This is a genomic window from Rhizobium sp. P38BS-XIX (genome assembly GCF_012641435.1).
In the GTDB taxonomy this organism is placed as follows: domain Bacteria; phylum Pseudomonadota; class Alphaproteobacteria; order Rhizobiales; family Rhizobiaceae; genus Rhizobium.
The window spans coordinates 1,095,845-1,108,322 of sequence record NZ_JABAIJ010000001.1 but is presented as its reverse complement, the minus strand read 5'-3'; the positions used below and the strand labels follow the sequence as shown (position 1 = coordinate 1,108,322).

Genomic DNA, 12,478 nt, shown 5'->3' with positions numbered 1-12,478 from the left:
CGGCGTGTAAAGCCTGATCTGCGGGCGTTTATGTCGTCGGGCGGCCAGCACCCTTGGGCGTCAGGTCACCGGCAAAGTCGGCAATACCGGGTCGCTTGAGCGCCTTGAACGACAGCGGCCGGCAAAGATCCATGGCCGCTATCCCGATTCTGGCGGTCATCATGCCGTTGACGACGCCTTCGCCCAGCCGCGCGGAAAGCTTCGACGCTAGGCCGTGACCGATCAGTTGCTGCACGATGCTATCGCCGACAGCGATCGAGCCGGTAACGGCCAGATGGGCGAGCACATCGCGCATCAGCCTCATCATGCCAAGCGTGCCGGGCCTGCCGCCATAAAGCTCCGCCATGGCACGCACCAGTTTGGAGGCCTCATAGAGAACGTAAAGAATATCGACGAGCGCCCTCGGGCTGACGGCAGTGACGACAGAAACTCGTTTCGATGCGCCAAGAATGAGCGCTCTTGCGCGACGATCGAGCGGGCCGAGAAGTTCGCGTTCGGCAAGGTCGATCAGTTGTGGAGCATCGATAATGTCGTCTTCCGCAGCTTTCAGCGTCGCGCGGCCTCTCGCCGTTTCGGGATTGGCCTCGAGAACTGTGCAAAGACGTTTCACGAGTGCCTTTGCCCGCGCCGGGCGCGTCTCCAGAATGGCGGCTTCCGCCTCTGTCTTGATGGTTTGCACCGCCGCCAACCGCATCATGCCGGCGGTCTCCCTGATCACGATGGCGATCACGGCGAGGATGCCGATGGCGACGACGGCAAGGGCGGTATAGCCCAGCCAGTCCGCGCGGCTGAATAGGTTGCGGATGAGCTGGTCGGTCCAAAGACCGAATGCGAGCGATATGAGAATGCCGAGCGCACTCAGCGCGACCTTGCCGAAGGAGAAGCCACGCCGGCGCGGTTTGGCGCCGACGCCGGCAGCAAGCACCGGATCAATATCGGGATTGATGAACGGGTCATCCTCGTCGGGGGTCAGGACGATTTCGGTATCGAAGCTCTGCGGCTTGCGGCGTGGTTGCTCCGAATGGAGCTTTGCGGCTGTATCGCTCGGCTCCACGGCAAAGGCCGCCGGGCGGCGGGCGGGGCTGGAGGAATCGTCTATCGTCGGCTTCGTCATGCGAGACGGTCTCCGAACAGGAACTGCATGGCGCGATCGAGGCGTATATGCGGCACCGAAAGCTTGATACCGCCGCCAGTTTCGTCAAGTTCCGGTGGGCGGAAGCGAACCACATTCACCTCCGGCAAGTGGATCTTGGCGCCGCTCGATTCAAGGGCTTCGAACAGCCAGCGCGGATTTTCGGGCAAATCGCCGGGAAACACCGCGGTCTTGCGATTGCCGTCGAAGACTTCGCCTGCAATCGTCTCCTTGTCCATCGGTGTGCCGACGATTACGGGAAGCGTCTGGCCATCCCGCGTCACCGTGGCCTCGCGGGTCGCGCGCACGGAGGCAAGCGCCATGACGTCGATGCCGGCGCCTGCCATGCCGATACGCTCGACGGCCCGTTCGACGAGACGCCGTGTCAGCGCCTCCAGCCGATCATGGCTTTCATGATGCAGATGATCGGCCTTGGTCGCGGCGACGAGAACGCGATCGATGCGTTTGCCGAGAAGCGAGGACAGAAGCGAGTTCGTGCCGGGGCGAAAGCAGGCAAGCACGTCCGTCAGCGCACGCTCCAGATCCTGCACCGCTTCCGGGCCACGATTGATGGCCTGCAGGGCGTCGACCAGAACAATCTGTCGGTCCAGACGAGCGAAATGCTCGCGGAAGAAGGGTTTGACGACAACAGCCTTGTACGCCTCATAACGGCGTTCCATCATCGCCCATAAGGAGCCTTTCGGCGCCGTGCCTTGGGGCGGCAGCTGCAGTGGCGCGAAGGTGAGGGCGGGCGAGCCTTCCAGGTCTCCAGGCAAAAGGAAGCGGCCTGGTGGCAATGTGGAGAGCGAACGCTCGTCGGATTTGCAGGCTTTCAGATAATCCGCAAAGGCGGTGGCAAGGTCGCGTGCCTTCATTTCATCGGCGGCTGCGGCAATATCTGCCGCTGCTGTCATCACCAGCCAGTGATGCGACAGTTCGGCGCGAATGCCGGTCTTCGCAAGCGACAGTGTTTCATCGCTGAAGGTGCGGAAATCCTTGGCCAGCAACGGCAGGTCGAGCAGCCACTCTCCGGGATAGTCGACGATGTCGATGGAGAGACGTCCCGGTGAGAACAGGCGGTTCCAACCGCTGGCGCTCTGATAGTCCAGGGTGATGCGAAGCTCCGAAATTGCCCGCGTCGAATCCGGCCAGATGCGATCTTTGACCAGCGCGCGAATATGATCCTCGTATTGAAAGCGCGGCACGGCGTCATCGGGCTGAGGCTCGAGACGTACGGCGGAGACGCGACCGGACTGTACCGGCTCGAACAGTGGCAGACGACCGCCATTCAGCAGATTGTGCACCAGAGAGGAAATGAAAACGGTCTTGCCGGAACGGGAGAGGCCGGTGACCCCAAGACGAACCGTCGGGTTGAGTAGGCCGGCGGCACGATCGGCAATATTATCGAAGGCGATGAGAGCGTCGTCGGTAAAGGAGGTCAGGCTTGGGGGCAAGGCGGGATCCCTGGTGACAGCGTGACCATGAATATAGGGATCGAAATCCGGATCGAAAAGGTGAGCTGGTCGTCTCCGCCGGATCCGCGAGGCTGATTATATCCCTATTCGGTGACGAAATCCGTGAGCATCCAGCCCGAGGGTGTCGCGTCGATGACCGCCAGGCCCGCTGTGGGATAGCCGCGCGGAAGAGCGCGAACCAGAGCCTCGTGGCCGATCAGGGCCTCGAGCGTCTGCTCGATGGTGGGATTGTGCGCCACGAGCATGACCGATTGCTGGTCTGTCTGGGATGCGATGAGCGAGAGGTAGACATCCAGCCCGCCATTATAGATGGCGTCGACAAAGCGAAACTCCGCCGATGGACCGACGACGCGTTGCAAGGCCTCGGTGGTCTGGCGGCAGCGCGGAGCTGTTGACGATATGATCAGGTCAGGCCGATAGCCTTTGTCGACCGCCTCGTCCGCAACGATTTCGGCGGCGGCATAGCCTTTTTCGCTCAGCGGCCGATCGAAATCCTTCTGCCCCGGCGAAGGCTGCCGAGCCTCGGCATGACGCAAAAGATAGATCCGGGATGGAGGCGGCACGATGCGGCTCATGATGAAATTCCGAAGCTCGATTTCCTCAAACAGGTAGCGTCTGTCGGCAGGTTCAGTCAACTGCGGCGCGATCCGCCGAATCGGCCGAGAACGCGAGGCGTCGGAAAGGCTGTGGATACGCCGAATTCGGCTCGTTCCCAATATATGCATAAAAAATAGACCCTTAGCTGAATTTTATGACAAAATTAAAAATCAGTTGACAGCATCTATTTGGCTTGAATCGGCACTATTGGTTGGGATATACACCCGGCCATATGAGATGTTCTTCAGGAGAATCGCGTTGAGTGAGAAGATCGATCTTAGTAACTACATGCCCTCGGAGGACGAGGAGTTCATGAATCTAAATCAGCGAGCTTATTTCAGAGCAAAGCTGATCGCCTGGAAAAATGATATCCTTAGAGAAGCGCGCGAAACCCTGGATCATCTGGCAGAAGAAAGCGCAAATCATCCCGATCTAGCCGACCGTGCTTCTTCGGAAACAGACAGAGCCATCGAACTTCGGGCTCGCGACCGCCAGCGTAAACTCATCTCCAAGATCGATGCAGCTTTGCAGCGTATTGAAGATGGCACCTACGGTTATTGCGAGGAAACCGGCGAACCGATCGGTCTCAAGCGTCTCGACGCCCGCCCGATCGCAACCTTGTCGATCGAAGCACAGGAACGTCACGAACGCCGTGAAAAGGTCTATCGCGACGAATAACGCGAAGATCGGTTTTCGTCGAAATGAAAACGACAAAGGCACGACGTTATCTGCGTCGTGCCTTTTCTTTTAAACAACGTGCTGCCGTCTATCGCAGCTTTTGCATCACCGTTGCGACATCGGAAATACCTCGATCTACATGCGGCAAGATGCTGGGACAGCGCTGAATGCGCTCTCACCTAGGATCGTCTTACTTGTCGCGGCTGACGCTCATCTCGCCAAAAATACGCGCGACTTCCTTTTGAAGAGCACTGTCTGCGCCTGTCATCGGCGCGAGCTCGGGATCGACGCGTTGGGCCGGGTTGGGTGCCGGAGTTGGTGCGACGGCCGGCTGTTGCTGGACCTGTCGCTGCTGCGGCGCATTCGGGATGATCCGTTCTGCTGTGAGGTTTTTGGACATTTCCGCCTCCAGAACGCGCTGGAAATCGTTGGTGCTTTCTGCGGGGGCGGGCGAGGCAACCACCGGCTCGGCAGGTGCGGGACGGGCCGCCTGTGGCGGCAGAACGACATGTCGCGCTGCATCCAGAATGTCTGCGGCCTGAGCCTCAGTGATTTCCGGTGCGGGCTGCGGCGTGCGTTGCACGGGCGGTACGACCGGCTGCGGACGCTCGATCGGTTTGGCAACCGGCTCTGGCACGGCGGCAACGCTCGGCTCGGCGCGGAAATAGGCCTCGACCTTCTCTTCCGTCGATTGCCGGCGCTGCGGCAGTGCAGCGGGCGGACTATCCAGCTGCTCGACCCTTCGCGGCGGCAACTTGTCTTCCAGTGTCATCGGCGCCTCGATTGGCGTGGCGACGCCGGCGCGGGCGGGATCCGAAATTCCCGATTCGATGACGATATCCGTGGGACCGCCGATCATGATCAGATGTTCGATGCCGTCGCGGCGCACCAACACCAGGCGGCGGCGGGCATCGACGGCGGCGGCATCCAGCACCTGAAGGCGAGGCTGGCGATTCTTGCCGCCGCGCACGAAAGGCGAAGGCGCCCTGTTGCGTAAAATCCAGAGAACGCCAATCAGCACGAGGAGGGCGAGGCCCACCCCACCGGCTGCGAGGAAAAAGCGGCTGCCATAGGCTCCGGCGATGTCGTCCAACATGTCGAGATACTCCGTAATTGTCCCCGATGTCGCGGCCTATGCGCAACTACGAGCGGTAGATGCTTTTGACCTTCGTCTTTTTATGAGGCGATCATATGGACAGGATCAAGTCCTGCACAAGATGCGATTGTAACCTGTTGGGCACTCTTGCTTGTGAATTCAAGCCTTTCTGGCTCAGCAAAGCTTTTTGCCGATGACGCAAATTGATAAAGAAGATTCGAAAGTCCGACTCCGGCGATCCCTACCGTGTATGAGATATCGCAGGAAGAACGGCCAAGACGAGGGGTCTATGACGAAACAGCGTCCGTCCGACGAGTATAGCGTGCCGCTGGTGGATCGCGGAATTCGTTCTGGCACCGTGCTGCGCATCATTCTGCTTGCGCTCGTTCTGATGGCCGCGGCGGCGGCTTTTGTCGTTTTCAAGAACCAGCTCGACAACGAAGCCGTTCTTGGCGGCCTTGGCATTCTCGCCATGGTCGGCATCTTCTTCCTGGTGTCGTCGATCATCGGCTTTGTCGAGGTCATGCCGCAGCCGCAGTCCGACAGTCTGGCGCGCTCGTTTCTGAACACGCATCCGGATGGAACCCTGATTACCGATGAGAAGGGTCGGATCGTTTATGCCAATGCCGCTTATGGACGGCTGACAGGCGCCACCAAGGCGACGGAAGTCCAATCGCTGGAAACACTTTTGTCGCGCAACCGCGAATCCAACGAAGCGCTCTACCGTCTTGCCAATGGTCTGCGGGAGGGCAAGGAAGGTTCCGAGGAATTCCGGCTGCTCAAGCCGCTCGGTCCGTTCAACGGGATTGGCCAGGGAGCGCATTGGTATCGCCTGAAGGCGCGCGTTCTGCCGGCGGAACAGGATAGCGGCAAGGCGCTGCATATCTGGCAGATTACCGACATAACCTCCGAGCGCGACGATCAGGAGCGATTCTTCAAGGAGCTGCAGAACGCGATCGACTATCTAGATCATGCGCCGGCCGGCTTCTTCTCTGCCGGCCGCAAGGGCGAGATCTTCTATCTTAATGCGACGCTGGCGGAATGGCTCGGTTTCGATCTGACGAAATTCGTGCCGGGCTCGATGACGATCGGCGATCTCGTTGCCGGTGAGGGGCTGGCGTTGATCCAGTCCGTCCAGGCGGAGCCGGGCTTGAAGAAGACCGTGACGCTCGATCTCGATCTGCGACGTTCGAATGGGCAGAGCCTGCCAGTGCAGATTGTCCATAGCGTCACATCGATGCGCGACGGGGCACCGGGCGAGAGCCGCACCATCGTGCTGACGCGCCAGAACGGTGGAGATACGGAGCAATCGGCTTCGGCCGCGGCGATGCGCTTCAGCCGCTTCTTCAACAATACGCCGATGGCCATTGCGTCCGTCGACGGTAGCGGGCGTATCCTGCGCACCAACGCGCCATTCCTGAAGCTGTTCTCGGATCTCGTGTCGCGTGACGACATCGAGCGTGGTGCCGCTCTCGAGACCATCGTCAATGAAACGGACCGGCAGCGGTTGCATCAGGCACTGGCTGCGGCGAAGGATCGACAGGGTGACATTCCCCCGATCGATTCCCGCAATCCAAAGGACGATACGCGGCATTTCCGCTTCTACATCAATGCCGTTATCGACCAGACCGACGAGACGCCTGAAGAAGCCGCGATCGTCTATGCTGTCGAAGTGACCGAGCAGAAGGCGCTCGAGACGCAGATGGCGCAGACGCAGAAGCTGAATGCCGTCGGCACGCTCGCCGGCGGTATCGCGCATGATTTCAACAACGTGTTGACGGCAATTCTTCTATCGTCCGATCACCTGCTGCTGCAGGCGCGTCCGTCCGACGCGAGCTTTGCGGATCTGATGGAGATCAAGCGCAACGCGAACCGCGCGGCCGTTCTTGTTCGCCAGTTGCTGGCTTTCTCGCGCAAACAGACCATGCGCCCGACGATCCTCAATCTGACCGATGTCATCGGCGATCTGCGCATGCTTGTGGACCGCTTGCTGTCGGGCACCAACGTAAAGCTCGATGTCGATTACGGCCGGGATCTCTGGCCTGTCAAAACCGATCTTTCGCAATTCGAGCAAGTGCTGATCAACCTTTGCGTCAACGCACGCGACGCCATGCCGGGCGGTGGCATGCTGACACTTCGCACCCGTAATCTGCTGGCTGCGGATGTGAGCGCCTTCAATTATGCCTATCTTCCGCATGAGGACATGGTTCTTGTCGAGGTCAACGATACGGGCACGGGTATCGCGCCTGAAATCATGGACAAGATTTTCGAGCCTTTCTTCACCACCAAGGAAGTGGGCAAGGGAACCGGCCTCGGTTTGGCGATGGTCTATGGCATCATCAAGCAATCCGGCGGCTATATTCATCCTGAATCGGAAGTGGGTAAGGGTACGACCTTCCGCATCTTCCTCCCGCGCCACATGGTCGATACCACCCTCGTAACCGAGGCAAAGACGCCGGAAAGCCGCGACGTCGCTGCGATGGATCAAAGTGTTGCGGTGGTCGCGCCAAGCGAAGAGCCGGCGGATCTCACCGGCAAGTCGGCCGTTGTCCTGCTCGTCGAAGACGAGGAAGCGGTGCGACGCGGCGGCAAAAGGATGTTGGAAACCAGGGGTTACACCGTCCATGAAGCTGGTTCCGGTGTCGAGGCTCTCGAGATCATGGACGAGCTCGACGGTCAGGTCGATGTTGTCGTCTCCGATGTCGTCATGCCTGAAATGGATGGTCCGTCGCTCCTTCGCGAATTGCGCAAGAAGTATCCCGATATGAAGTTCATCTTCGTGTCCGGCTATGCGGAGGACGCCTTTGCCCGCAATCTTCCGGCAGATGCGCAATTCGGCTTCCTGCCGAAACCGTTTTCTCTGAAGCAGCTGGCAGTCGTCGTGCGCGAGACACTGGACAAGTGAGCGTGCTGAAGAGGAGGGTGATTTCCTGCTCTCATATTGTCGGTTGCCTGACCTTGATGCTATGAGCGGTGCATGACCGATATCGTCACGCCAAATTACCTTATGTGGTGGCGCTCCTTCTAGGAGCGGCAGTCGTCATGTTTTAAGATCGACATCCTGCCGCCGTGATCCGGCAGGTATCCGTCTTTTCTCGTTCCTTCCCGATTGCGGCGGCTCCCTTTACGGAGCTACCAAATGCATTCCTCAATCGATAATCGCCCTATCATCCTGACTGGCGATCGGACCACAGGTCCACTTCATCTCGGTCATTATGTCGGCTCGCTGAAAAGCCGTGTCACGCTTCAGCACAGCCATCGGCAGTTTCTGCTGCTGGCCGATACGCAGGCGTTGACGGACAACGCGCACGATCCCGAAAAAGTGCGCCGCAACGTTCTCGAAGTTGCCACGGACTATCTCGCTGTCGGCATCGACCCCGCGTTGACGACAATCTGCGTCCAATCGGCTTTGCCGGCATTGGCGGAGCTGACCTTGCTCTATCTGAATTTCGTTACCGTCAGCCGCCTGGAACGAAATCCGACGATCAAGACCGAGATCCAGCTGCGCGGTTTCGAACGCGATGTGCCGGCGGGGTTCCTTTGCTATCCGGTTGCGCAGGCGGCGGATATTACCGCATTCAAGGCGACGGTGGTTCCTGTCGGCGAGGATCAGGCGCCGCTGATCGAACAGACCAATGAGATCGTTCGCCGCCTCAACAGACAGGCGGGGCGCGAAATTCTCGTCGAAGCGAGCGCCATGGTCCCCAGCGTCGGGAGACTGCCCGGTGTCGACGGCAAAGCCAAAATGAGTAAATCCCAGGGCAACGCCATTCCACTATCGGCCTCACGTGATGATATCAGCGACGCGGTGCGGCGTATGTATACGGATCCGTATCATCTGCGCGTGAATGATCCTGGCAAGGTGGAAGGCAATGTCGTCTTCACCTATCTCGATGCTTTCTGCGAGGATCGAGATTTCGTTGAGGAGGCGAAAGCGCATTATCGACGTGGTGGCCTTGGCGATGTCACCCTCAAGCGACATCTGGAGGCGATGCTGCAGCCTCTGCTTGCGCCGATCCGGGAGCGGCGCGCCTTTTATGCTTCCAAGCCGGATTATGTGATGGACGTGATCCGAGAGGGCACAAGGGAGGCAAGACGGAGGACGGAGGCCACTCTTGCCGAACTGCGCCAAGCTTTGGGCTTGTTTACGCTGAGCTGACGGAACCCAACCTTATCGGTCTTAAAGAAAAGGCCAGGCACTTGGTTAGCGCCCGGCCTTCTCCAAGCGTTTGCTTATTCGGCGAGAGCGACGGCAATCTCGGCGGCAAGCCTTGCATTGTTTTCGACCAGCGCGATGTTCGTCTTGAGGCTGCGGCCATCGGTGATGTCGAAGATGGTGCTCAGCAGGTAGGGCGTGACGGCCTTGCCGGCGATCTCATCCCGTTCGGCGCTGTCGAGGGCGCGCTGAATGTAGATTTCCATCTCCTCGCGCGGGATTTCGGCAGCTTCCGGCACCGGATTGGCGATCAGCATGCCGCCATTGATGCCGAGCTGTTCGCGCGTGCTCTGGAAGTTCGCGATCGCCGCGGGGCTGTTCAGCGTCAGCGGGCTTTTCAGGCCGGAGGCGCGCGACCAGAACGCGGGGAATTCGGTGCTGTCATAGGTGACGACGGGCACGCCACGGGTCTCCAGCACTTCGAGCGTCTTCGGAATGTCGAGAATTGCCTTGGCGCCGGCGCAGACGACAATGACGCCGGTGCGTGCGAGTTCTTCAAGGTCGGCAGAGATGTCGAAGCTCTCTTCGGCACCGCGATGTACGCCGCCGATGCCGCCGGTCGCGAAAACCTTGATGCCGGCAAGGGCCGCGGCAATCATCGTGGCCGCGACGGTGGTTGCACCGGTGCGGCGCTCGGCGATCGCAAAGGCGATATCGGCGCGCGACACCTTCATCGCGCCTTCGGTCTTGGCCAGCGCTTCCAGCTCTTCCGGTTCGAGGCCGATATGCAGGGTGCCGTGAATGACGGCGATGGTTGCGGGGACGGCACCTTCCTGGCGGATAATCGCCTCGACGCTGCGGGCCATCTCGATATTGCCGGGGTAGGGCATGCCATGAGTGATGATGGTCGATTCCAAAGCCACGAGCGGTGCGCCGCGCAGCTTGGCGGCGGCGACTTCCTTCGAATAGGCGATCGGAAGCGAGGGCGAGAGAGGCTGGGTCATTGTCGTGTCCAATTGACTGATACTAAAGGTGTGATTTGAACGGGCTTCATGACAGAATTTCGGCCCTGGGAACAAGGGTCAACATTGAGTTTAGAAGTTCGGGCGACAGATTTTCGGCCGTAGCATAGGGCGATTGCACCGTAATCGCGGCGGCTGCTGCACCATGACGCACCGCCTCTGCGAGTTCGCGGCCGGAAAGCAGTGCGGCCAGAACGCCGGCTGCCAACGAATCTCCCGCCCCGGTGACATCGGCGACTTCCTCGACAATGGGCGGGTGAAGCCTGACGATCGAGTCGCGCGAAAAAGCGATCAATTCCCGTTTGCCTCGGGTGATGACACCGTTGCGCAAACCAAGCGCGCGCAATCCGCTCACCCATTCGCGCGGGTCTTCCGGGCGGCTCTCCGTCAGAGCCGCGGCCTCAGCCTCATTCAGGAAGAGATGATCGATGCCGGAAAGGCTCGGCTTCAACCTGACGACCTTGGCGGGCGAAATCGCGATGGCGGCAACGGGCTTGCCACAGGTGGCGGCTCTCGTCGCAATCGCAGCCAAGGTTTCGGCCGGCAGATTGGCGTCGCAAAGAACGAGATCGGTTTCTTCGAACGCATCGCGAATGGCGCGAATCGTCAATCGCCGCGGCACGAACAGCTGATAGAGCTCCATATCGGCCAGCGCGATGACGAGATTGCCGTCACGCTCAAGGATCGCCGTGTAGCTCGGCGTCTTACGGTCAAGGAAAACGAAGGGCCGATCGTCAATGCCGGCAAGGCTTGCTGCTTCCGCCACCATTTCGCCGGAAGGATCGCCGCCACGCGGCGAGATCAGCCTGACGTCGAAGCCCAGGCGGGCGAGGTTGCGGGCCGCATTGAAGCCGCCGCCGCCGGGCTCCTCGAACCAGGCTCCGGGATTGCTGGCGCCGGGTGCCGTCTCGCCGAAAATGCGGCCGCGCCGATCGACATGGGCACCGCCGAGAACGAGAATCTTCTTCGCCATATGGTTTTCCTCAGCAGCCGACGAGACGAATCGGAGATGCCGGTATGATGCCCGATCCGATTTCCGTCGATGCGTAAGTGTCTGGTAAGAAAGAACAAAACAAAAGTAGAACGGAATTCATTTTATCTTTTTCTTTCAATTGCTTGTTGTGCTCTTGCGATATGAGAACAAATAGAGTACAGAATTCTCATCGGCGGCGACATTGCTAGAGCGGCTTCAATAACTTAAAGGTGGATCGAATGTCTCAGAATTCTTTGCGGCTTGTAGAGGACAAATCGGTGGATAAAAGCAAGGCACTTGAAGCGGCACTCTCTCAAATTGAGCGGTCGTTCGGCAAGGGCTCGATCATGAAGCTCGGTTCTAACGAGAACGTGGTCGAAATCGAAACGGTTTCCACGGGCTCACTGAGCCTTGATATTGCCCTCGGCATCGGCGGCTTGCCGAAGGGACGTATCATCGAAGTTTATGGACCGGAAAGCTCGGGTAAGACGACGCTGGCGCTGCAGACGATTGCAGAAGCGCAGAAGAAGGGCGGCATCTGCGCCTTCGTCGACGCCGAACATGCGCTCGATCCGGTCTATGCCCGCAAGCTCGGCGTCGATCTGCAGAACCTTCTGATCTCGCAGCCGGATACCGGCGAACAAGCGCTTGAAATTACCGATACGCTGGTACGCTCCGGCGCCGTCGACGTTCTCGTTGTCGACTCCGTCGCCGCATTGACGCCGCGCGCAGAAATCGAAGGAGAAATGGGCGACAGCCTGCCGGGCCTGCAGGCCCGTCTGATGAGCCAGGCGCTGCGCAAGCTGACGGCTTCGATCTCGAAGTCCAAGACGATGGTGATCTTCATCAACCAGATCCGCATGAAGATCGGTGTCATGTTCGGTTCGCCGGAAACGACGACCGGCGGTAACGCGCTGAAGTTCTACGCCTCGGTTCGCCTCGACATCCGCCGTATCGGCGCTGTCAAGGAGCGCGAAGAGGTGATCGGCAACCAGACGCGCGTCAAGGTCGTCAAGAACAAGATGGCGCCTCCCTTCAAGCAGGTCGAATTCGACATCATGTATGGCGAAGGCGTTTCCAAGACCGGCGAACTGGTCGATCTCGGCGTCAAGGCGGGCATTGTCGAGAAGTCGGGCGCCTGGTTCTCTTATAACAGTCAGCGCCTCGGCCAGGGCCGCGAAAATGCGAAGATCTTCCTGCGCGACAATCCGGATCTCTCCCGCGAAATCGAATTGTCGCTGCGCCAGAACGCCGGCCTGATCGCCGACCGCTTCCTGCAGAATGGTGGTCCCGATTCCGGCGATGACGGCGACGGTTCCAGCGAATAACGAGATTCGGGAGCAATTCCC

General features: G+C 59.6%; 10 protein-coding genes. 4 read left to right on the top strand and 6 right to left on the bottom strand.

Features of this window, described 5'->3' with window-relative positions; genetic code table 11:
* Positions 1–28 precede the first annotated feature (28 nt).
* The 3 genes from HGP17_RS05410 to HGP17_RS05400 form a co-directional block, all read right to left on the bottom strand.
* Positions 29–1,114: a TIGR01620 family protein gene (locus tag HGP17_RS05410; protein WP_168806605.1), complete on the bottom strand. Its 1,086-nt coding sequence runs from the start codon at positions 1,112–1,114 to the stop codon at positions 29–31.
* Positions 1,111–2,586: a YcjX family protein gene (locus HGP17_RS05405; protein WP_168806603.1), complete on the bottom strand. Its 1,476-nt coding sequence runs from the start codon at positions 2,584–2,586 to the stop codon at positions 1,111–1,113. Before HGP17_RS05405 ends, HGP17_RS05410 begins: the two co-directional genes overlap by 4 nt.
* A gap of 104 nt (positions 2,587–2,690) precedes the next feature.
* Positions 2,691–3,182 (bottom strand): histidine phosphatase family protein, encoded by a 492-nt coding sequence (locus tag HGP17_RS05400; RefSeq protein WP_168808104.1) that lies wholly within the window; start codon positions 3,180–3,182, stop codon positions 2,691–2,693.
* Between the two features lie 280 nt (positions 3,183–3,462).
* On the opposite strand from HGP17_RS05400, the gene dksA reads away from it, so the two are divergent.
* Positions 3,463–3,882 (top strand): RNA polymerase-binding protein DksA, encoded by a 420-nt coding sequence (dksA, locus tag HGP17_RS05395; protein WP_168806601.1) that lies wholly within the window; start codon positions 3,463–3,465, stop codon positions 3,880–3,882.
* A gap of 190 nt (positions 3,883–4,072) precedes the next feature.
* Here the strand turns inward: dksA and HGP17_RS05390 are convergent, their stop codons facing one another.
* Complete coding sequence (locus HGP17_RS05390; protein ID WP_168806599.1) at positions 4,073–4,978, bottom strand: flagellar biosynthetic protein FliO; 906 nt, start codon at positions 4,976–4,978, stop codon at positions 4,073–4,075.
* A 289-nt stretch (positions 4,979–5,267) separates the two neighbouring features.
* Between HGP17_RS05390 and HGP17_RS05385 the strand changes: the two genes are divergently transcribed.
* Together HGP17_RS05385 and trpS are read left to right on the top strand one after the other, a co-directional pair.
* On the top strand, positions 5,268–7,883 hold the full coding sequence (locus HGP17_RS05385) for a PAS domain-containing sensor histidine kinase (RefSeq protein WP_168806597.1): 2,616 nt from the start codon (positions 5,268–5,270) through the stop codon (positions 7,881–7,883).
* A gap of 234 nt (positions 7,884–8,117) precedes the next feature.
* A complete protein-coding gene (gene trpS, locus HGP17_RS05380) occupies positions 8,118–9,137 on the top strand; it encodes a tryptophan--tRNA ligase (protein ID WP_168806595.1) in 1,020 nt (339 codons plus the stop codon).
* 74 nt (positions 9,138–9,211) lie between these two features.
* On the opposite strand, the gene HGP17_RS05375 is transcribed toward trpS, so the two are convergent.
* Complete coding sequence (locus HGP17_RS05375) at positions 9,212–10,138, bottom strand: pseudouridine-5'-phosphate glycosidase (protein ID WP_168806593.1); 927 nt, start codon at positions 10,136–10,138, stop codon at positions 9,212–9,214.
* Between the two features lie 46 nt (positions 10,139–10,184).
* Positions 10,185–11,129, bottom strand: a complete 945-nt coding sequence (locus tag HGP17_RS05370; RefSeq protein ID WP_168806591.1) for a carbohydrate kinase family protein — start codon at positions 11,127–11,129, stop codon at positions 10,185–10,187.
* A 239-nt stretch (positions 11,130–11,368) separates the two neighbouring features.
* Between HGP17_RS05370 and recA the strand changes: the two genes are divergently transcribed.
* A complete protein-coding gene (gene recA / locus HGP17_RS05365; protein ID WP_168806589.1) occupies positions 11,369–12,457 on the top strand; it encodes a recombinase RecA in 1,089 nt (362 codons plus the stop codon).
* The last annotated feature ends 21 nt before the right edge of the window (positions 12,458–12,478 follow it).